The organism is Arthrobacter sp. 01T414, assembly GCF_056398965.1.
Genome location: NZ_JBFTQK010000001.1, coordinates 929,833 through 948,903, shown reverse-complemented (window position 1 = coordinate 948,903; position 19,071 = coordinate 929,833). Strand labels below are relative to the sequence as shown.

The 19,071-nt window shown below is 68.2% G+C and carries 19 protein-coding genes; 7 read left to right on the top strand and 12 right to left on the bottom strand.

From position 1 onward, the window contains the following. Position 1 precedes the first annotated feature (1 nt). The 3 genes from AC1DK9_RS04460 to mnmA form a co-directional block, all read right to left on the bottom strand. Positions 2-1,093, bottom strand: coding sequence for an ABC transporter permease (locus AC1DK9_RS04460; protein WP_476915110.1), 1,092 nt, complete (start codon positions 1,091-1,093; stop codon positions 2-4). A gap of 132 nt (positions 1,094-1,225) precedes the next feature. Next, positions 1,226-2,860: an ABC transporter substrate-binding protein gene (locus AC1DK9_RS04455; protein WP_476915109.1), complete on the bottom strand. Its 1,635-nt coding sequence runs from the start codon at positions 2,858-2,860 to the stop codon at positions 1,226-1,228. Between the two features lie 384 nt (positions 2,861-3,244). After that, positions 3,245-4,369, bottom strand: a complete 1,125-nt coding sequence (mnmA, locus tag AC1DK9_RS04450) for a tRNA 2-thiouridine(34) synthase MnmA (RefSeq protein WP_476915108.1) — start codon at positions 4,367-4,369, stop codon at positions 3,245-3,247. Positions 4,370-4,554: 185 nt separating this feature from the next. Between mnmA and AC1DK9_RS04445 the strand changes: the two genes are divergently transcribed. Next, the gene (locus AC1DK9_RS04445) at positions 4,555-5,799 is read left to right on the top strand and encodes an NAD(P)/FAD-dependent oxidoreductase (protein WP_476915107.1); all 1,245 of its coding nucleotides are present in this window, start codon (positions 4,555-4,557) and stop codon (positions 5,797-5,799) included. Here AC1DK9_RS04445 and AC1DK9_RS04440 read toward each other — a convergent pair. Next, positions 5,796-7,022 (bottom strand): cysteine desulfurase family protein, encoded by a 1,227-nt coding sequence (locus AC1DK9_RS04440; protein WP_476915106.1) that lies wholly within the window; start codon positions 7,020-7,022, stop codon positions 5,796-5,798. The genes AC1DK9_RS04445 and AC1DK9_RS04440 overlap by 4 nt on opposite strands. Before the next feature lie 116 nt (positions 7,023-7,138). On the opposite strand from AC1DK9_RS04440, the gene AC1DK9_RS04435 reads away from it, so the two are divergent. Beyond that, positions 7,139-8,014, top strand: a complete 876-nt coding sequence (locus AC1DK9_RS04435; RefSeq protein ID WP_476863103.1) for a DMT family transporter — start codon at positions 7,139-7,141, stop codon at positions 8,012-8,014. On the opposite strand, the gene AC1DK9_RS04430 is transcribed toward AC1DK9_RS04435, so the two are convergent. Then, positions 8,001-8,717 (bottom strand): helix-turn-helix transcriptional regulator, encoded by a 717-nt coding sequence (locus AC1DK9_RS04430; protein ID WP_476863102.1) that lies wholly within the window; start codon positions 8,715-8,717, stop codon positions 8,001-8,003. The genes AC1DK9_RS04435 and AC1DK9_RS04430 overlap by 14 nt on opposite strands. Before the next feature lie 90 nt (positions 8,718-8,807). On the opposite strand from AC1DK9_RS04430, the gene AC1DK9_RS04425 reads away from it, so the two are divergent. After that, entirely contained in the window at positions 8,808-9,221 is a 414-nt protein-coding gene (locus AC1DK9_RS04425; protein WP_476863101.1) for a hypothetical protein, read from the top strand. A 36-nt stretch (positions 9,222-9,257) separates the two neighbouring features. Here the strand turns inward: AC1DK9_RS04425 and AC1DK9_RS04420 are convergent, their stop codons facing one another. Together AC1DK9_RS04420 and AC1DK9_RS04415 are read right to left on the bottom strand one after the other, a co-directional pair. Continuing rightward, entirely contained in the window at positions 9,258-9,929 is a 672-nt protein-coding gene (locus tag AC1DK9_RS04420) for a hypothetical protein (protein ID WP_476915105.1), read from the bottom strand. 14 nt (positions 9,930-9,943) lie between these two features. Further along, a complete protein-coding gene (locus AC1DK9_RS04415) occupies positions 9,944-10,846 on the bottom strand; it encodes a diacylglycerol/lipid kinase family protein (RefSeq protein WP_476915104.1) in 903 nt (300 codons plus the stop codon). Between the two features lie 125 nt (positions 10,847-10,971). On the opposite strand from AC1DK9_RS04415, the gene AC1DK9_RS04410 reads away from it, so the two are divergent. The 4 genes from AC1DK9_RS04410 to AC1DK9_RS04395 all read left to right on the top strand — a co-directional run bounded on the left by AC1DK9_RS04410 (position 10,972) and on the right by AC1DK9_RS04395 (position 14,241). Then, positions 10,972-11,943, top strand: coding sequence for a J domain-containing protein (locus AC1DK9_RS04410; protein WP_476915103.1), 972 nt, complete (start codon positions 10,972-10,974; stop codon positions 11,941-11,943). 52 nt (positions 11,944-11,995) lie between these two features. Continuing rightward, on the top strand, positions 11,996-12,463 hold the full coding sequence (locus tag AC1DK9_RS04405; RefSeq protein ID WP_476863097.1) for a tRNA (cytidine(34)-2'-O)-methyltransferase: 468 nt from the start codon (positions 11,996-11,998) through the stop codon (positions 12,461-12,463). A 280-nt stretch (positions 12,464-12,743) separates the two neighbouring features. After that, positions 12,744-13,349, top strand: a complete 606-nt coding sequence (gene sigK, locus AC1DK9_RS04400; protein WP_476863096.1) for an ECF RNA polymerase sigma factor SigK — start codon at positions 12,744-12,746, stop codon at positions 13,347-13,349. Position 13,350: 1 nt separating this feature from the next. Next, the gene (locus AC1DK9_RS04395) at positions 13,351-14,241 is read left to right on the top strand and encodes an anti-sigma factor (protein WP_476863095.1); all 891 of its coding nucleotides are present in this window, start codon (positions 13,351-13,353) and stop codon (positions 14,239-14,241) included. A gap of 86 nt (positions 14,242-14,327) precedes the next feature. On the opposite strand, the gene AC1DK9_RS04390 is transcribed toward AC1DK9_RS04395, so the two are convergent. The 5 genes from AC1DK9_RS04390 to AC1DK9_RS04370 all read right to left on the bottom strand — a co-directional run bounded on the left by AC1DK9_RS04390 (position 14,328) and on the right by AC1DK9_RS04370 (position 18,943). Beyond that, positions 14,328-15,722, bottom strand: coding sequence for a GntT/GntP/DsdX family permease (locus tag AC1DK9_RS04390; RefSeq protein ID WP_476863213.1), 1,395 nt, complete (start codon positions 15,720-15,722; stop codon positions 14,328-14,330). Between the two features lie 62 nt (positions 15,723-15,784). Beyond that, positions 15,785-16,318, bottom strand: a complete 534-nt coding sequence (locus AC1DK9_RS04385) for a gluconokinase (RefSeq protein WP_476863094.1) — start codon at positions 16,316-16,318, stop codon at positions 15,785-15,787. A 74-nt stretch (positions 16,319-16,392) separates the two neighbouring features. Beyond that, positions 16,393-17,172 carry a PIG-L deacetylase family protein gene (locus tag AC1DK9_RS04380; protein WP_476915102.1) on the bottom strand — a complete coding sequence of 260 codons (780 nt, stop codon included), beginning with the start codon at positions 17,170-17,172 and terminating at the stop codon, positions 16,393-16,395. Between the two features lie 3 nt (positions 17,173-17,175). Continuing rightward, a complete protein-coding gene (locus AC1DK9_RS04375; protein ID WP_476915101.1) occupies positions 17,176-18,129 on the bottom strand; it encodes an electron transfer flavoprotein subunit alpha/FixB family protein in 954 nt (317 codons plus the stop codon). Positions 18,130-18,142: 13 nt separating this feature from the next. Then, positions 18,143-18,943, bottom strand: coding sequence for an electron transfer flavoprotein subunit beta/FixA family protein (locus AC1DK9_RS04370; RefSeq protein WP_476863212.1), 801 nt, complete (start codon positions 18,941-18,943; stop codon positions 18,143-18,145). Positions 18,944-19,071: the final 128 nt, after the last annotated feature.

Here is a 19,071-nt window from a genome sequence, read left to right as displayed (position 1 = left end):
GTCAGTACCTCACGCGGGGGTCGATCAGCGCGGCGACAATGTCCACGATGAAGTTGGTCACGGCCACGATCACGGCAAGCAGCACCACGATGCCCTGCACGGCCACGAAGTCGCGGGCAGTCAGGTAGGTCGCGAGCTGGAAGCCGAGGCCTTTCCACTCAAAGGTGGTCTCGGTCAGCACGGCGCCGCCGAGCATGACGGCGATCTGCAGGCCCATCACGGTGATGATGGGGATCAGGGCCGGCTTGTAGGCGTGCTTGGTGACCAGGCGGAATTCGCTGACGCCGCGTGAGCGTCCGGCCTCCACATAGTCCTTTCCGAGGGTGCCGATCACGTTGGTGCGCACCAGCCGCAGGAAGATGCCGGCGGTCAGCAGACCAAGGGCGACGGCGGGCAGCACGGCGTGGGCGGTGACGTCGCCGAGTGCGGCCATGTTGCCGCTGCGGAGCGCGTCCAGCCAGTAGATGCCGGTGGGAGCCTCCAGCGCGGTGAGGGCCAGTTCCGTGGAGGTCTTGGCCCGCCCGGCGACCGGGAGCCAGCCCAGCCAGACCGAGAAGGTCAGCTTGAGCAGCATGCCGGCGAAAAAGACGGGTGTGGCGTAGCAGAGGATCGCGAAGATCCGCAGCACGGCGTCGGCTGCCTTATCGCGGCGGTGCGCGGCGATCATGCCGAGCGGGATGCCCACGAGCAGGGCCACGATCAGCGCGTTGATGGACAGCTCGAGCGTCGCCGAACCGTAGGTGGTCAGCATCTCGGAGACCTGGCGGTTGTCCGAGAGTGTGGTGCCGAAGTTGCCGGTGATCAGCTGTCCGAGGTACTCGAAATACTGCACGAAGATGGGCCGGTCGTAGCCGGCCGCGTGGATGCGCTCCGCCAGCTGCTCCGGCGGGAGCCGTCCGCCGAGGGCGGCAGTGATCGGGTCACCGGTGATCCGCATCAGGAAGAACACGAGCGTGACCAGGATGAAGATGGTCGGGAAGATCAGCAGGAACCTGATCAGGATGTACTGGCCCAGTCCCCCACCGGACGCCTTTTTCTTTGTCGGCAATAGGCCGTCGGCGTCGCTGGGCGGCGCCTCAATAAGTGTTGTCATTGGTACCTAAATTTGTGCTTCCGTCGGCTTCGTGGGCTTCGGGAATCGGTTGTCCCGCCATCAGCAAGAAAGGCGGGACGCCGCGCGGGCGCCCCGCCTCCTTGGCTGGTCAGGACCGGATGGGGAATGGACCTACTTGGAAATCACACCAAGACGGGTCTTGAAGGACGCGTCGAGGGTCTTTTCGACACCCTGGACGTCCTTGCCGGCGACCATGAGCTGGGCGCCCTGCAACAGCGGCAGCGTGGAAAGGTCCTTGGCGACGGCCGTCTGGGCGTCGCCGAGCACCTTTTCGCGCTCGGTCTTGTCAACGGTGGTGAGCTGCTTCTTGATCAGCGCCGTGACAGTCGGGTTCTCGTAGTGGTTCTTGAGGAAGTTGCCCGGGATGAAGAACGGGGTCAGGTAGTTGTCGGCGTCGGAGTAGTCCGGGAACCAGCCGAGCTGGTAAACCGGGTAGACATCCTTGGTGCGGTCCTTGGAGTAGGTGACCCACTCGGTGGACTGCAGGTCAACCTTGAACAGGCCCGACTTCTCCAGCTGCTCCTTGATCATGGCGTACTCGTCGCCGGAGGACTTGCCGTAGTGGTCCGGGTTGTACTGCAGCTTCAGGGTGACCGGGGCGGTGACGCCGGCGTCGCTGAATGCCTTCTTGGCCTTGTCGAGGCTCGGCTTGCCGTTGCCGTCGCCGTACATGTCCTTGAGCGGCTTGATGGCGCCGACGAAGCCGTCCGGGACGACGGAGTACGCGGGCAGGTAGGTGCCCTTGTAGACCTGGCTGGCGATCGCGTCGCGGTCAACGATGTCTGCCATCGCCTGGCGGACGGCGAGTGCCTTCTTCGGGTCAGCGTCGGCAGCCTTGGCGCCGAACGGCATGGTGTCGAAGTTGAAGACGATGTAGCGCAGCTCGCCGCCGGGGCCCTTGTGGACCTTGACCTTGGAGTCCTTCTCGAGGTCGGCGGCGTCGGTCGCGGTCAGGCTGCGCCCGGCGACGTCGATGTTGCCCTGCTGGACATCGAGCTTGAGGTTGTTGGAGTCCGCGTAGTACTTGATCGTGGCGCTGTCGTTTGCCGGTTTGCCGAGCAGACCCTTGTAGTCCGGGTTGGCCTTGAGGCTCACGAGCTCGTTCTTCTTGTAGCTCTCGATCGTGTACTGGCCAGCGAAGGGCTTGCCCTTGACGATGTCCTCGTCGCTCATCAGCTTGTCCGGGGAGAAGACCTCTTCGTCGACGATCGGACCGGCGTTCGCGGCAAGCACGCCCGGGAAGACCTGGTCATTGCCTTCCTTGAGCTTGAAAACCACGGTGGAGTCGTCTTTGACTTCCACCGAAGCGAGGTTGCCCAGCAGGGAGGCCGGACCGTTGTCGTCGTTGATCTTGATGACGCGGTCGATCGAGAACTTCACGTCCGAGGACGTCAGGGCGTGGCCGTTGGCGAACTTGAGGCCCGACTTGAGCTTGACGGTGTATTCCGTCGGGCTCGTGAAGGACGCGGACTCGGCGATGTCCGGGGTGGAGTCAGCCGTTCCGGGCTTGGAGTTCATCAGGAACGGGTAGATCTGGTTCATCACCATGAAGGAGCCGGCATCGTAGGAGCCGGCGGGGTCAAGGGTGACCACCTTGTCCGTGGTGCCGTAAGTAATGGTGCCTCCGCCTGCGGCGCTGCCGGAGGACGTTCCGCCGCCGGAAGGGCCGGTGCAGGCCGTCAATGCAAAGGCGGAAACCCCGGCAAGCGCGATGGCGCTCTGCAGGGCCTTTTTGTTCATTGCCATCTGTGAACTTTCTGTTCGATGAGTACTAGTGCGCAGCCCGAAGTAGCTTGACTCGAGGGGCAGCACACTGTCCTGATTCCTAGATTCAACCAGAAGACCACGGACGAATCGCTGCATCTTGTGAGTTGAGACACAAAATTTACACGAACACGGGGAACTTATCGCATTCTTCGGGATTTCGCCCGGATTTCCGGCACCCCTGAGCCTGCGCCGAAGGCCTTCGGACATGTCCACCGCCGGGGCTGCGCACCGGACAGAATCCCCACATGCGCACTCTTGGCTACGAAGAATGGACATGTCCACCGCGGGGCACCCGTTAACGCCAGGAGCGCCGCCCGCCTATGGCGAGCGGCGCTCCTGAACTCGGCGCTTCGGTGGAACGGTCTAGAGGGCGGCGCGCTGCAGGGAGCGCGCGGCGTCGATGGTGGCCTGGCCGAGGACCCGGCTGCCCTGGTAGAGCACCACGGTCTGACCGGGCGCGACCCCGCGCAACGGCTCCGCCAGCGTCACCACGAGGTCACCGGACCCGCCGGCGTGGTCCATCCGGGCGGTTGCCGGGACGGGGTCGCCATGGGCGCGGACCTGGGCGTAGCAGTCGAACTCCCCGCCGGTGGCGATCTCGGCGATCGGCAGTCCCGCCCAGGAGACCTTGATGCCCCGGATTTCGTCGATGGCCAGCAGCGCCTCGGGCCCGACCACCACCTTGTTTTCCTTGGGTCGGATTTCCAGCACAAAGCGCGGCTTGCCGTCGGCTGCCGGGGTGCCCAGCTTGAGTCCGCGGCGCTGGCCGACGGTGAAGGCGTTGGCTCCCGGGTGCTCGCCGACCTTGGCACCGGACTCGTCCACGATGTCGCCGGTGGTCATCTCGATCTTCTCCGCCAGCCAGCCGGCAGTGTCGCCGTCGGGGATGAAGCAGATGTCGTGGCTGTCCGGCTTGTTCGCCACCGAAAGTCCGCGGCGTTCGGCCTCGGCCCGGACTTCGGCCTTGGAAGGGGTATCCGCGAGCGGAAACATCGAGTGCCGGAGCTGTTCGTGCGTGAGGACGCCGAGCACGTAGCTCTGGTCCTTGGCCCAGTCCGCGGCGCGGTGCAGCTCGGGGTTGCCCTCGGCGTCGGTGATCACCTTGGCGTAGTGGCCGGTGCAGACGACGTCGAACCCCAGCGCGATCGCCTTCTCCAGCAGCGCGGCGAACTTGATCCGCTCGTTGCAGCGCATGCACGGGTTTGGCGTGCGGCCGGCGGCATATTCGTCGATGAAGTCCTGGACGACGTCTTCCTTGAAGCGCTCGGAGAAGTCCCACACGTAGTACGGGATGCCGAGCACGTCGCACGCCCGCCAGGCGTCACGCGAATCCTCGATGGTGCAGCAGCCGCGGCTGCCGGTGCGCAGCGTTCCGGGCATGCGCGAGAGGGCGAGGTGGACCCCGACGACGTCGTGTCCGGCCTCGACGGCGCGGGCTGCGGCAACGGCTGAATCGACGCCGCCGCTCATGGCTGCAAGAACTCGCATGCTGGCTTTCTCTAGGAATCAGGAGGGTCGCGGGCAGTTGAATAACACAACGCCTGCCCCGCAATTCTATCGCCACGCCGAATCCTGCCCCAAAAAGGGCTTGACGGCGGCACCCCCCGCTTCTAACGTCGGCATTAACGGTTTTAGAAAAAGCACCGGCAAACGCACAGGCGGGACGCGCGAACATGGCTGTTGAAAACATCGTGATTGTGGGTGGCGGCCTGGCCGGGGCCACCGCCGCCAAGACGCTGCGGGCGGAGGGCTTCGAGGGCCCCGTCACCCTTCTCGCCGAGGAGCCGCACGCCCCCTACCTGCGGCCGCCGCTGTCTAAGGAGTATCTCCTGGGCAAGGACGGCGAGGAAGCCCTCCCGGTGGTTCCGCCAGCCTGGTACGGGGAGAACGACGTCGACCTCCGGCTGGGCGTCCCGGCCACCGGCTTGGACACCGCGGCCCGCACGGTGGCGCTCGGCGACGGCGGCCGGCTCGGCTATTCCGCGCTCCTGCTGGCCACCGGCGCACGTCCGCGCTCGATTCCGCTTCCCGGCAGCGGCCTGGACGGGGTGATGACGTTCCGGACGCTGGAGGACAGCCGCCGGCTCCGGGATGCCCTCGCCGGCGGAGGCCGGAATGTGGTGATGGTCGGCTCGGGCTGGATCGGGATGGAGCTCGCGGCCGCGGCGAGCTCGTACGGCAACACTGTCACGCTGCTGGGCCTGGAGCAGGTTCCGCTGGAGGCCGCGATCGGTCCCGAACTGGGAAGGTTCTTCCGGTCGCTGCATGAGTCCCACGGTGTCCGGTTCCGGCTCCCGGCGTCGGCTCACGAGATCATGGGCGAGGCTGGCCGGGTCACCGGGGTCCGCACCGATGCGGGCGAGGTCCTGGCCGCCGACCTTGTGGTGGTCGCGGTAGGCGTAGTGCCGGAAACCTCGCTTGCCGCGGCCTCGGGTATCGAGCTGAACAACGGGATCCTCACGGACRCCTCGCTGCGGACCTCGGCGCCCGGCGTCTTTGCCGCCGGTGACGTGGCCAACGCGCTGCACCCGTTCACCGGCAGCCACCACCGCAGCGAGCACTGGTCCAATGCGCTCAACGGCGGCAAGGTCGCTGGCCGGGCGATGTTGGGCCGGGACGCGGTGCTGGATGCGGTTCCCTACTTCTACACGGACCAATACGACGTCAGCATGGAGTACTCGGGCTTCGGCAGCCTGGTCGAGGGGCCGCCCGTGCTCCGCGGCTCCGTGGAGGAGAGGAGCTTTCTCGCCTTCTGGCAGCGTGAGGGCCGCGTGGTCGCCGGCATGAACGTCAACTGGCCGAGGTCCGACAAACCGCAAAAAGCCATCAAGGCACTCATCACCGCACGGTCCGCGGTCAACCCGGACTCGCTGGCGGATCCGGATGTCCCGCTGGAGCAACTGCTGCCCGCGGACTAGCCTGCTGCGGTCTGGCGGGCGAGCGTACCCGCGGTCTGGATGCTGGACTCGTGGCCGGCCATCCCGGCCTGGCGGGCACGCTCATACGCCGAGGGCAGCGCCGCGAGCAGCGCGTCGACGTCGGCGTCGGTGGATGAATGGCCGAGGGTGAAGCGCTGGGCGCCCCGGGCCGTGTCCTCATCCAGGCCCATGGCGAGCAGCACATGGGAGGGCCGGGGTACGCCGGCGGTGCAAGCGGAGCCGGTGGAGGATTCCACCCCGGCAAGGTCCAGCAGGAACAGCAGCGAATCGCCCTCGCAGCCGGGGAAGGTGAAGTGCGCATTGCCCGGCAGCCGGTCCGCCCCCGGGGCTCCGCGCAGCACAGCCTCCGGCACGGCCGCGCGGACTCCGTCGATCAGCCGGTCGCGGAGCGCCGAGATCCGCTCGGACTCGGCGGCCAGGTTTCGGGTGGCCGCCTCCGCCGCGGCGGCGAAGGCGGCGATGGATGCGGTGTCCAGGGTGCCGGAGCGCACGTCGCGCTCCTGTCCCCCGCCGTGCTGGACCGGGGTCAGTTTGACGGCGCGGCCCAGCAGCAGGGCGCCGACGCCGACCGGGCCGCCGATCTTGTGGCCGGAAATGGACATGGCGTCCAGGCCGGTTTCGCGGAAATCCACCGGGACGGAGCCGAACGCCTGAACGGCGTCGGAATGCACGGGCACCCCCGCGGCGTGCGCCAGCCGCACGATTTCCCCGACGGGCTGCAGGCTCCCCACCTCGTTGTTGGCCCACATGACGGTGACCAGCGCGATCGCGCCGGGATCGTCGGCGAGTTCCGCCTTCAGCGCGGCCAGGTCGAGGACGCCGTGTTCGTCGACCGGCAGCCAGCGGACGTCGGCTCCTTCGTGCCGTTCGAGCCATTCGACGGTGTCCAGGACCGCGTGGTGTTCGACGGCGGAGCAGAGGATGCGGGTCCGCTTGGGGTCTTCGGCGTTGCGGGCCCAGTAGAGTCCCTTGACGGCCAGGTTGTCCGCTTCCGTCCCGCCGGAGGTGAAGATGACCTCCGAAGGGTGCGCTCCGGCTGCGGCGGCCAGGGCCTCGCGGGCATCCTCGACGGCCCGGCGGGCACGGCGGCCGGCCCCGTGCAGCGAGGACGGGTTGCCGGTCCGGGCCAGCTCACGCGTCAGCGCGGTCAGCGCTTCCGCGGCGAGCGGCGTGGTGGCAGCGTGGTCTAGGTATACGGACACAGGCCAATTCTACCGTGGGAGCACACTCAGCCCCAGCGGGACGGAACCGCGGGGAAGCTCGAGGACAGCGCCGCGGGACTGCAGCCGAGGGCCGGGCCCTGGTGTACATTCGAGCGGTGAAAGCGCCCTTGTACCTCGTCCTGGCCACTGTGTTCTGGTCCGGAAATTATGTCGTTGGCAAGGCGGCGGTCGCGTCAATGAGCCCGCTGGACCTGACTTTCTGGCGCTGGGCGCTGGCCGCCCTGCCGTTGCTCGCCCTGGCCCACTTCGTGGAAAAGCCGGACTGGCGGGCGGTCCTGCGCCGCTGGCCCGTGCTGCTGCTGCTGAGCGCACTCGGCATGAGCGGCTACACCCTGCTGTTGTACGGTGCATTGGGCTACACCTCTGCCCTCAACGCCTCCCTGATTACCGCGGCGAACCCGGCCTTGATCGTGGTGATGGCAGTTTTCCTGCTGGGCGAGCGGACCACACGGCTGGGCTGGCTCGGCATCGGGCTGGGGCTCGTGGGCGTGCTGCTGGTGTTGACCCGCGGCGAGCTGCAGCGGCTGTCCAGCCTCTCAATCAATACCGGCGAACTCATGATGCTCGGTGCCATCGTGGTCTGGGCCAGCTACACGATCATCGCCCGCCGGCTGGACATTCCGGCCATCGCCGCCACCGCGGTGCAGGTGGCCATGGCCGCCGTGACGCTGACCCCCTTCGCCGCGGCCCTGCACGTCCGGCTGCCGGAGACCCCGGCGGAAGGCTGGTCGCTGGCCTACATTGTCGTCTTCCCCTCGCTGGGCGCCTACCTGTTCTGGAACCTGGCCCTGAGGACCACGCCGCCGGGCACCGCGGGGAACTACCTGAACCTGATGGTGGTCTTCACCGCTGTCATCACCCTTGCGCTGGGCACGCCCCTGACACTCGTGCAAGTGGCCGGCGGCATCATTGTTGTTGCCGGCGTGCTGCTGACCGGCCTCAAGGGCCGGGCGAGGCTCAGAGCGGCCTGATCCTGGCGCAGCACTGGGCAGGCGCGGCCGCTCCCTTTGCCCGGAGTTCCTCGATATCGAGTGCTTCCACCCGCCCGGGGTCCACGCCGCAGGCTGCTGCGACTCCGCCCAGGAACGCGCCGTTCATGGCGCAGACCACCTCCGCATGGCCCTGGGCAACCTGGTGGAACGGGCAGTTGAGCAAGACCAGGCCGCCGTCGCCGGCGCCGTCGTCCGCTGGCCGGTAACCCTCGGCGGCCAGCAGCTCGGCGAAGTCCGCGGCGCCGGCACCTTCGCCCGCACCTTTAACCGCGGCCAGGCCGCGCGCCCGCGCGGCCTTCAGCAGCGCGTCCCGGGCCGAACCGCCGTCGGCCACGGAGTGTTCAATCGCCGTCACCAGCAGCTCAGCGGCCAGGTCGTAATTGCGTTCCGGGACCGATGCCGAGACCTCCCGGACGGCCGCGCGGTACAGCTTGGCCGGCCGGCCCGAGCCTGGCCCCTCCTTACCGCCAAGTTTGCGGAACTCCACCGCCAGCAGGCCGTCGTGGACCAGCCGGTCCAAGTGGAACGATGCCGTGCTCCGCGCCAGCCCGAGGGCTCCGGCCGCGTCATCGCGGCCCACCGCCTGATCCGCTGCGGCGACGTAGTCGAAGAGACGCCTGCGGTTTTCATCGCCCAGCGACGCGACGGCGGCAATCCTGCGGCTCCACGGAAAGCGGTTCATGGAATCAGCCTAACTCTAAAAACAAGATCCATTGCTTAACCCTGCTTCCCATTCTAAAATCAGAGCATCCAATTTTAGAAGGAGCGAGCAATGAAATCTCCAACAACACTGGCGGCCCCGGCCCCAACGGCGGCGGCCGCTTCCCAACGGCAGGCCTTCCTATTGCTGCGCACGGTCTTCACGGTGGCGCCGATCATTTTCGGCGTGGACAAGTTCACCAACGTGCTGACCGACTGGACGATGTACCTGGCCCCGGTGGCCACCTCGGTCGTCCCGTTGCCGGCGACAAGTTTCATGTAYGTCGTCGGCGTCGTTGAAATAGTCGCAGGCCTTGCCGTCGCGGTCCGGCCGCGCTTCGGCTCCCTGCTGGTGGCCGTGTGGCTGCTCGGCATCATCATCAACCTGCTGGTCCTGGGCAGCTACTTCGACGTGGCGCTGCGCGATTTCGGCCTGCTGGTCGCGGCGTTGGCGCTCAACAGGCTCTCGCCCGCGAGGATCCGCTAGCCCGCCGCTGCGGCCGCCGTCCTGCCCCTCAGCGGGTCAGGTCGACGGCGGCAGCACGGCCAGCCGGGCGGCGACGTCGGCACGTGCGGCCGCGAGCGCCGCGGCGTCCGGGCAGGAGACGGAGACGTAGACGGATGAGCCGGCCTTGGCGAAGAGCCGGGCATAGCTGGCGGTGACCCGCTTCCCGCTCTTTTTGCCACCCTCAAGCGCCAGCACCTCGACCTTTGGGCCCGGTTTGCCCGGTTCGCCGCCCCAGCGCAGCGATGTGGTCTTGAGGTAGGACGGCAGGATGCTGGGGTCCAGGTAATGGAAGAGGGCCTCCGTGGACGCCTTGTCATCGCCGGCCACGACCAGGGGCCATTGGTTCACCCGGACCTTGGCGGCGACCAGGCAGCCGTCGGCTTTCCGATACTCACTGGCGCCGGCCACGTCCTGCCGGCCGGGCTTCCAGCGGGGCGCATCGCCCAGCCCGTCGGAGAGTCGCACCGGCACACCGGCAACGAGGCGGTCCCCCGCGGTGAAGGGTAGGTTCCGCGCAGCGACCGCCTCGGCGTCGTAGCCCGGAGTCACGGTCGGAGTGGCGAGGGTGGCGGCTGCGCTGCCCGCCGGCCGGGGTGCCGCGGGATCCGGGACGCCGACACTGCAGCCGGCCAGCACCGGTAGCAACAGCAGCAGTGCGGCCGCACTGCGCGGCGCCGTCCTAGCCATGCCCGTCCCCCTTGCTATGCCAGCACCCGGAGCGCGCCGGGCACCACGTCGATGGTCAGCGGCAGCGGCCCGATCCGCTCGCCGTCCGCGTACGCGACGACGCCGTCGGCCGCGAGTTCCACCCGCCGGACCCGGCGGATCTGCACGGACGGGTGGGCCACGTGCCGGCCGGAAAAGACCTCTGGAAACACTGCCAGGAAGGCTGCCCGGGACAGCGGACCGACGGTGAACAGATCCAGGTACCCATCGTCGAGCGCGGCGTCCGGGACAACCTTCATGCCGCCGCCGATCGACTGCCCGTTGGCCACCGAAATCAGCATCGCCCCTTGCTGCCAGCGTTCACCGTCGGCCGTCACGGTGTACTCGATGGCACGGAAGGTGGCGAGTTCACGCAGCATGGCCAGGTTGTAGCGGGCCTTGCCGCGGGGCCAGCGCCACCGGTTGGCACGCTCGTTGACCGCCGCGTCAAAGCCCGCGGACACCACCCCGGCGAACCAGTGCGTCCGGTCTCCGGAGCTGACCCGGCCGGCGTCGATTTGTCGGCCGCCCGAAGGCAGGGCCGCCAGCACGCGTGCGGCGGCCGCCGGGATGTCGTGCCGCGGAAGGCCGAGCGCGCGTGCCATGTCGTTCCCGGTTCCGCTTGCGATGATGCCCAGCGGAGTTTCGCCGAAGGGGGCTCCCGAGCCGGCAAGTGCGTTGACGCCCAGGTGCACCATGCCGTCCCCGCCCACCACCACCAGCGCATCTACTCCGTCGGCCACCGCCTTGTCCACGGCCCGGGACAGCGCCTGGTAGCTCTCCTCGCACAGCAACTGGACCTGCGCGCCACCCGCGCGGAGACACTCCGCCGCTTCCCGGCCGGCATGCCGGCCGCGGCCGAAGGAGGCGCGCGGGTTGACGGCGAGGGCAATCTTCATGCGCTGAATTATGCCAGCCGCCGGGAACCATCCACGGCTGCACGCTCGTTATTCCGCCAGCCGGTTAAACTGTCCACGCCGGAAGTACAGGCCGGGCCGGCTCCACTGACGCAAAGGAATCTTGCTTGACGCAGGGCAACAGCTCGCATTACCAGGTCCTCAGGATCCCCGTCACGGCGACGGATAAGGACATCAAGGTGGCCTACCGCAAGGCTGCCCGCACGGCCCACCCGGACCACGGGGGCGACGCCGCCACGTTCCGCCGCGTGACCCTGGCCTACGAGACCCTGATCGATGCCAAGCGCCGGGCCGAGTACGACCGCTCCTACGGCAGCGGCACCGCGTTCTCCAGCCGCACGGCCCCGGCCGAGGAAGGGGCGCACTTCGACGCCCCGGCCGCCGGCAGCCGGTCTTCTGCACACGTCCGCCGGCCCAACACGCCGCGCAACACCGCCGCGGATGCGCCGGTCTACGTCCCGTCCTTCGAGGAGGTGGCGGCGGCGGGCGAGGTGCCGCTGATTCCGGCCTCGGTGGCCCGGCAGCAGGTCCACGGCATGCCGCGGCGGCGGGGAATCTTCGGCGCCGAGGCACGCATCCAGCGCGAAATGCGGACGGTCCAGCTGATCACCCGGCAGATCCTGCCCGCCATCCCGGCAGCCCGCCTGATCAACGGCCTGCAGTCCCCCGCGGACAACAGCCACATCGACCACGTGCTGGTCTCCGGCTACCGGATGGCCATCATCAGCTCCATGCTGCTGCCGCCGGGGGCCTACGCCTGGAACGGCAGCACGCTGAACCACGGCGGACGGTCCATCGCCCCGCCGCAGCTGGCCCACGTGGTGCGCAGGATGCAGGACATTTTCCCGGAGCTGAATGTCACCGGGTGGACTGTCGTCCACAGCACCGACGGCAACCTGCACGAACCGGTGATCGACCGGCATGGACGCTCCCGTGACCGCGCCGACAGCCACGAGATCGTACAAGTGGTCAATGCCGCCGGCCTGGCCCGGGGCCTCAAGCAGTTCCTCAGTTCCGGTCCGGCCCCGAACATTGTCAACGTGGCGGTGCTGGCCCGGCTGCTGCGCGGCATGCACTAGGGGACGCGCCCGGGAATGCGTCAGGAACCCGGCGGCTCGTTAGGATGGGAACGTGTTCCGCATCCTCTTCCACAGCCCCGAAATCCCCGGCAATACCGGCAACGCCATCCGGCTGGCCGCCATCACGGGGGCCGAACTCCATCTGGTGGAGCCGCTGGGCTTTGACTTCTCCGACGCCAAGCTGCGCCGCGCCGGCCTGGACTACCACGACCTCGCCGTCGTCACCGTCCACCCGAACATCGACGCCGCCTGGGACGCGCTGCAGCCCGAGCGGGTCTACGCCTTCACTTCCGACGGTGAGACCTCCTACACGGAGATCAACTACCAGCCCGGGGACGTGCTGATGTTCGGCCGGGAATCCGTGGGCCTGTCCGAGGAAGTCAAACACGATCCGCACGTCACCTCCCGCGTCCGGCTGCCGATGCTGCCGGCGCTGCGCTCGCTGAACCTCGCCAACGCGGCGTCGATCGCCGTCTACGAGGCGTGGCGCCAGCAGGGATTCGCGGGCGCCAAGCTCTAGCGCCGCGGGCCCCGGCGTCGGCCCTGGAGTCGATCCTGTTGCGAGCCCCGGCGCGAACCGCGATGGCAAAATTCCCTGAAATCCTTCCCATCCGTTTTCCCCGCCGCGCCGAATCCTTTCTGAGAGACCATTAACGGCGAGCGTCGAAGGGAGCGAGGAGCGGGCGGTGACAATCATGCAGGCGGATAGACGCCCGGCCCCACGGGCTGCGGGCAACCACGGCACTGTCGAAGTCCGTTCTGCCCCCGGTCCGGCGGCTGGCACCTTATGCTTGAAGGTGATGGAAACACCGAATGCCCCGAACCCCGAGGCCGCCGCTCCCCCTAGCACCTCAGCTGACATCAACCGTCGGCTGGGCGTATTGCTGGGACAGATCGCCAACGGGGACCAGGCAGCCTTCGCCGAGTTTTATCAGCTCACCTCGCGCCGCGTCTTCGGCATGGCGCGGCGGGTACTGATCGACGCGGAGCTGAGCGAGGACACCACGCAGGAAGTCTTCCTCCAGGTCTGGCAGAACGCCGCGAAGTTCAACGCCGACGCCGGCAGCCCGCTGGCGTGGCTGATGACCATTTCGCACCGCAGGGCTGTGGACAAGGTCCGGTCCTCGCAGTCCTCGACCGACCGTGAAGCAAGGTACGGCGCCAGCAGCCAGGAGATCGACCACGACTCCGTCTCCGATGAGGTGGGCAGCAAGCTCGAGGCCGAAGCCGTGGTCCGCTGCCTGGACACGCTGACGGACACGCAGCAGGAATCCGTGCGGCTTGCCTACTACGGCGGCCTCACCTACCGGGAAGTCGCTGAGAGGCTCAATGCGGCGGTTCCCACCATCAAGTCCCGCATCCGGGACGGACTGATCCGACTGAAAACCTGTTTGGGGGTGAGTTGAGATGAACGACATGAATCCACAGAACAGCGGCCGCACGCCCGGCAGCTTTTCCGCCGACATTGCCAGCGACCTCAGCTCCGGCCGTGCCGTTGACCTCGCCGAGGTCTACGCGCTGCATGCCCTTGACGACGCCGAACGCGCCGCCGTCGACCGCTACCTCGCGCAGGCGCAGCCCGCGGAACGCGCCGAGTTCGAGGAACGCGTCCGGCAGGCCCGCGAGACCCTGACCATGAGCTTCAGCGCCGAGGAGGAACCGCCCGCCGGACTCTTCGACCGCATCGTCGCCGCCCTGCCGGCCCAGGCTGCCGGGCGGGCAGCCGGGCCTGCGGCCGGCGCATCACCGGCTGCCGCTCCCCCGGTGGTGGCCCGGCCCGTCCGCGAGCACCCGGAACAGCCGGTCGCCGACGAGCTCAGCGCCGCCCGTCAACGCCGTGAGGAGCGGCGGCGGCCGCAGGGAATGCGCAACTGGCTGATCGGCGTCGCCGCGGCTGCCGCGATCGCCGTGGGAGGCGTCGGGGTGGGCGCTTACGTCGCCAACCAGAACGATCCGCTGAACCAGGTGCTCCAGGCCGGCGACGTACGCAAGGCCACGATCGACGTGATCGGCGGCGGCACGGCCTCCCTGACGCTCTCGTCCTCGAAGGATGCCGTCGTGGTGAAGATGAACGGCGTCCCGGCCCCGCCGACGGGCAAGGTCTACCAGATGTGGCTGATCCCCAAGGACGGCTCGGCCCCGGTCTCGAAGGGCCTGATGGACGCGGAGGCGCTGTCCAAGCCGGCCGTCGTCACGGGCATCGGCTCCGCGGCTGCGCTGGGCATCACGGTGGAGCCTGCTGGCGGCTCGAAGACACCCACCATGCCGACCGTGGCTGCCGCTCCGCTGGGCGCCTAGCACCCGGGAACAACAAAGCCGCGCAGGATCCGGTAGTCCGGATCCTGCGCGGCTTTTGTCGTGTCAGCGGTGTGGTGACCGCGCTGCTAGATAACCAGCGAGAGCAGCATCACGAAGGCGAAGCCCACCACCGAGATCAGCGTCTCCATCACCGACCAGGTCTTGAACGTCTGGCCGACGCTGAGGCCGAAGAGTTCCTTCACCAGCCAGAAGCCGGCGTCGTTGACGTGCGAGAGGAAGAGCGAGCCGGCGCCGATCGCGAGGGCCAGCAGCGCGGCGTGGGTCGGGGACAGCGTGCTGGCCAGCGGGCCGACGATGCCGGCGGCCGTGACTGTGGCCACGGTGGCCGAGCCGGTGGCCAGGCGCAGCGCCACGGCCACGATGAAGCCCAAGACCAGCACGGACATGTTGGCACCCTCGGCCCACTTCTTGACCGCGTCGCCGACGCCGGCGCCGATCAGGGTCTGCTTGAAGCCGCCGCCGGCGCCTACGATCAGCAGGATCGCGGCAATCGGGCCGAGGCTCGCACCGATCTTGGTGGTGATCTTGTTTCCGGTAAAGCCGACGGCGTACCCGAAGGTGCCGATGGCCAGGAGCACGGCCAGGGTCATCGCAACGAGCGGCTGGCCGACGAAGTCGAAGAAGACCCGGATCCACGGCGCCGTGGCGGGGTCGGGCCAGACGATGTCCACGACGGCCTTGAGCAGCATCAGAACCACCGGGAAGATGATGGTCATCAGCGTCACCGGGAAGCTGGGCTGGCGTTTGACCCCTTCGAGGTCGGCGCCGTGCTGGGTGTCGATGCCGCCCGCGACGGCGGGGGCGCCTACCGGTACCCACTTGGCGGCGAGCCGGGAAAACAGCGGGCCGCAGATGATGACGGTGGGGATGGCGACCAGGAGTCCGAGGGCGAGCGTCGTGCCGAGCTCGGCCTTTACCGCGCTGATCGCGATCAGCGGTCCCGGGTGCGGCGGCACGAGTCCGTGCAGCACCGACAGTCCGGCCAGGGCCGGGATGGCGATGCGCATCAGCGGCATCTTGGAGCGCTGCGTGACCAGGACAATGACGGGCAGCAGCAGCACCAGGCCGATTTCGAAGAACATCGGCAGGCCGATGATCACCGCGACGAGAGTGATGGACCAGACCACCCGGTTCCCGCCCGCCTTGGCGAGCAGCGTGTCCACCACCCGGTTGGCTCCCCCGGAGTCCGCCAGGAGCTTGCCCAGCATGGCGCCGAGGGCAATCAGCAGGCCCACCTCCTTCAGGACGCCGCCCACGCCGTCCTCGAAGTTGCTGATGATTTTGGGCAGTTCCACGCCCGAGGCCAGTCCGACGAACGCCGAACCGAGCACGAGGGCGAGGAAGGGGTGGAGCTTGAACTTGGCGATCAGCACCACGATCAGTGCGATGCCGAGGCCCGCGACCACGAGGAGCTGGGTGTCGTGGCCGGTCCAGGCCTCGACGGCAGCGGGAAGCTGCATTGCTGCGAGAGATTTCAAAACGTTTTCCTAGCTGGAATTAAGGGGTGGTGACCGGCGCGCGGTTAGCGCGTGGCGGCGTCGGCGGCGGTGAGATGGAGCCGGTCGATGATTTCCTGGGCTTCGTCGGCAGGCGTTGCCCCGACGGAAAGAGTGATGGAGTTTTCGTCCTCGGTGGGGGCTTCCAGCGCGTCGAACTGGGATTCCAGCAACGCCGGCGGCATGAAGTGGCCATGCCGGGAGGCGAGGCGGTCCGCGATCCGATCCTTGCTGCCTTCAAGGAAGACAAACACCACACCCTCCCCGCGCAGGACGTCGCGGTAACGCTTCTTCAGCGCCGAGCAGGTCACGACGCCGGGCGTCCCGGCGTCGGTGTGCTTCCGGATCCAGCCGGCGATGCTGTCCAGCCAAGGCCAGCGGTCTTCGTCCGTCAACGGCTGGCCGGCATGCATCTTGGCCACGTTCGACTCCGGATGCAGGTCGTCGCCCTCCGCGAGATCCCATCCCAGCCGCCCGGCCAGGAGGCCGGCGACGGTGGATTTGCCCGAGCCTGAGACGCCCATGATGACCAGGACGGGGTGCTGCGCAGTCTTCGCCATTAAAGTCTGCCTTCCATCAATAAATATGATTTAAACAATGGCTAGCATATGGCAGCGGTCACCCTCGGGCAACATTAGAAGCCGGCGATGGTCCCCGGGCCGTTGACGGCGACGACGTGGAACGCTTCCGCACTCCGGCCCGGAGCGAGGCCGCCGCGTTCTCCGGTGGAGAGCATGAGGGCGCGGACCGTGCGATCCATCGCCGCGACGTCGGGGTGCTGGCTGGTGTGGATGTGGATGGCGGCCAGCTTCTCCTCGACGTTCCCGGTGACGTCGACGAAGTGGTTTTCCCGCTCCTCCGGTCCGGCGAAGAGCCACAGCCAGGGCAGCTTGTAGGCTTCCAGCCCGGCCGCGGCCAGCTCCGGGTATGCGAACGGGTTCTCCAGCGCCGGGTACACCGCCCGGGTCACCGCCTCCCCCACCGCCAGGTGGTCCGGGTGGCTCTTCTGGATCCGGTTCCAGTTGCGTTCCGGGTGCATGGCGAGCACGACGTCGGGGCGGAGCTCGCGGATCAGCCGCACCACCTCGCGGATGACCTCGTGCGAGGGTTCAAGGTAGCCGTCGCGCTGGTGCAGGTAGTGGATATCGCTCACGCCCACGAGCGCGGCGGCGCGTTGCTGTTCCGCCGTGCGCAGCCGGACGATCTCGTCGCGCGTGTCCGGGTCGAAGCCCCCGGCGTCTCCGTCCGTCATGATGCAGTAGCTGACCTGGACGCCGGCGGCGGTCCACGCGGCAATGGTGCCGGCGGCGCCGAAGTCGATGTCGTCCGGATGGGCGGTGAAACAAAGCACCCGCTCAATCCGGGTGTGGTCCGGATCGAACGGGCTCTGTGCCGCGGGGGCGCTGGTGCTCAATGGTCAGCCTTTCCGCTTCTTGATTTCTTCGGTGGCCTGCGGCAGGACCTGGAAGAGGTCGCCGATGATGCCGAAGTCGGCGATCTCGAAGACCGGCGACTCGGAGTCCTTGTTCACCGCCACGATCACCTTGGCGGTCTGCATGCCGGCCTTCTGCTGAACGGCGCCGGAAATGCCGGCCGAAATGTAGAGCTGCGGGGAGACGGTCTTGCCGGTCTGGCCGATCTGGGCGTCGTGGCCGATCCAGCCGGCGTCGGTAGCGGCACGGGAGGCGCCGATGGCCGCCCCGAGTGCGTCGGCGAGGTCCTCGACGGGCCCGAAGTTCCCGTCCACACCCCGCCCGCCGGCCACGACGATCCGCGCCTCGGAAAGCTCGGGGCGTCCGCTGGCGGGCTTCTCGTTCCGGGCGGTCACCCGGGCCGCGCCGGTCAGGGCGTCCGCCGGCAGTTCGACCGTGACGGGCTGCGGGGCGGTCGCTGCGGCGGCCTGCTCCGGCTCGACGCTGTTGGCCTTGACCGTCAGCACGGCCACCGGGGTGGTGGCCTTCGCCGTGGTCGTGTACGAGCCGGCGAGCACCGACTTGTGCGCGGTGCCGTCCGCATCCACCGCGACGACGTCGGTAATCACCCCGGCGCCGAGCTTGATCCCGAGCCGGGCCGCGATGTCCTTGCCCTCGGCCGAGTTCTCGGCCAGGACCACGGTGGCTCCGGAGCTGTCGACGGCGGCGGCCAGGAATGCGGCCTTGGGGCCGACGAGGTAGTCGTTAAGGTTATCGGCCGCGGGGACGTAGAGCTCCTCCGCGCCGTAGGCCGCCAGGGCGGCGGCGACGTCGTCGTGCAGTTCGCCGCTGAACGCCACTGCGGCCTGCCCCAGCGAGCGCGCGATGGTGAGCAGCTCGAGGCTGGACTTCTTCAGCGCCGAGCCCGGGGTATCGATGAATACGAGTACTTTTGCCATGTCTGGATCTCCCTTAGAGCAGCTTCTGGGCGGCCAGGAATTCGACCAGCTTGATGCCGGCGTCGCCTTCGTCGGTGATGATGGTGCCGGCTGTCCGCGGCGGCCGGGCCTCGGCGGTCTCGACGGCGGTCCAGGACCCGGCGTGCCCGACCTGCCCGGGTTCGACGCCGATGTCAGCCAGCGTCAGGGTGGTGATGGTCTTCTTCTTCGCCGCCATGATGCCCTTGAAGTTCGGGTAGCGGGGATCGTTGATCTGGTCGGTGACCGAGACGAGGGCCGGCAGGGTGGCCTCGACGGTGTCCGCGTGCGAGTCGCCGTCGCGGCGGGCCGTGAGCTTGCCGCCGTCGAGCTCGAGCGAGGATGCGAAGGTCACCTGCGGCAGTCCGAGGCGCTCGGCGATCTGCGCCGGGACCAGCGAGGTCTCGCCGTCGGTGGAAGCCATGCCGGTCACGATGAGATCCGCGGGGGCATCGGCGCCGAGGTGCCGGATCGCGGCGGCGAGCGCCAGCGAGGTGGCGGCAGCATCCGAGCCTGCCAGCGCATCGTCACTGAGGTGGACGCCTTCGGTGGCGCCGATCTGCAGCGACTTCTTGACGGCATTGACGGCGCCGGCCGGGCCCATGCTCAGGGCGATGACCTTGTTGCCTGCCGCTTCGCCGCCGCGGGCCTCGATCAGCTGCAGCGCCGCTTCCAGGGCGTACTCGTCCAGTTCGGACAGGATGCTCTCGGACCGGTCCGTCGTGTTGTCCCCGCCGGTGAGGTGGCGGTCGAACTGCGCGTCCGGTACGTGCTTGACCAGCACGATGATCTTCAAAGTCTCTTCCACTGTGTCTACAGCAGCCTTCCATGCGGGTGGGCAGCCAGCCGGGTGGGGTCGTGGCCAGGGAGCGCCCGGGGGTGCGGGGTTGCTCCTAGCTAACCATATAGCGCAGCCCTGACGCG

What these genes read in the sequence shown, in the direction of transcription:
- sigK (WP_476863096.1), top strand. Translation starts at nt 12,744, where the DNA reads ATGGAAACACCGAATGCCCCGAACCCCGAGGCCGCCGCTCCCCCTAGC.
- AC1DK9_RS04460 (WP_476915110.1), bottom strand. Translation starts at nt 1,093, where the DNA reads ATGACAACACTTATTGAGGCGCCGCCCAGCGACGCCGACGGCCTATTG.
- AC1DK9_RS04430 (WP_476863102.1), bottom strand. Translation starts at nt 8,717, where the DNA reads ATGAACCGCTTTCCGTGGAGCCGCAGGATTGCCGCCGTCGCGTCGCTG.
- mnmA (WP_476915108.1), bottom strand. Translation starts at nt 4,369, where the DNA reads ATGCGAGTTCTTGCAGCCATGAGCGGCGGCGTCGATTCAGCCGTTGCC.
- AC1DK9_RS04455 (WP_476915109.1), bottom strand. Translation starts at nt 2,860, where the DNA reads ATGGCAATGAACAAAAAGGCCCTGCAGAGCGCCATCGCGCTTGCCGGG.
- AC1DK9_RS04385 (WP_476863094.1), bottom strand. Translation starts at nt 16,318, where the DNA reads ATGGCGAAGACTGCGCAGCACCCCGTCCTGGTCATCATGGGCGTCTCA.
- AC1DK9_RS04395 (WP_476863095.1), top strand. Translation starts at nt 13,351, where the DNA reads ATGAACGACATGAATCCACAGAACAGCGGCCGCACGCCCGGCAGCTTT.
- AC1DK9_RS04415 (WP_476915104.1), bottom strand. Translation starts at nt 10,846, where the DNA reads ATGAAGATTGCCCTCGCCGTCAACCCGCGCGCCTCCTTCGGCCGCGGC.
- AC1DK9_RS04375 (WP_476915101.1), bottom strand. Translation starts at nt 18,129, where the DNA reads ATGGCAAAAGTACTCGTATTCATCGATACCCCGGGCTCGGCGCTGAAG.
- AC1DK9_RS04390 (WP_476863213.1), bottom strand. Translation starts at nt 15,722, where the DNA reads ATGCAGCTTCCCGCTGCCGTCGAGGCCTGGACCGGCCACGACACCCAG.
- AC1DK9_RS04420 (WP_476915105.1), bottom strand. Translation starts at nt 9,929, where the DNA reads ATGGCTAGGACGGCGCCGCGCAGTGCGGCCGCACTGCTGCTGTTGCTA.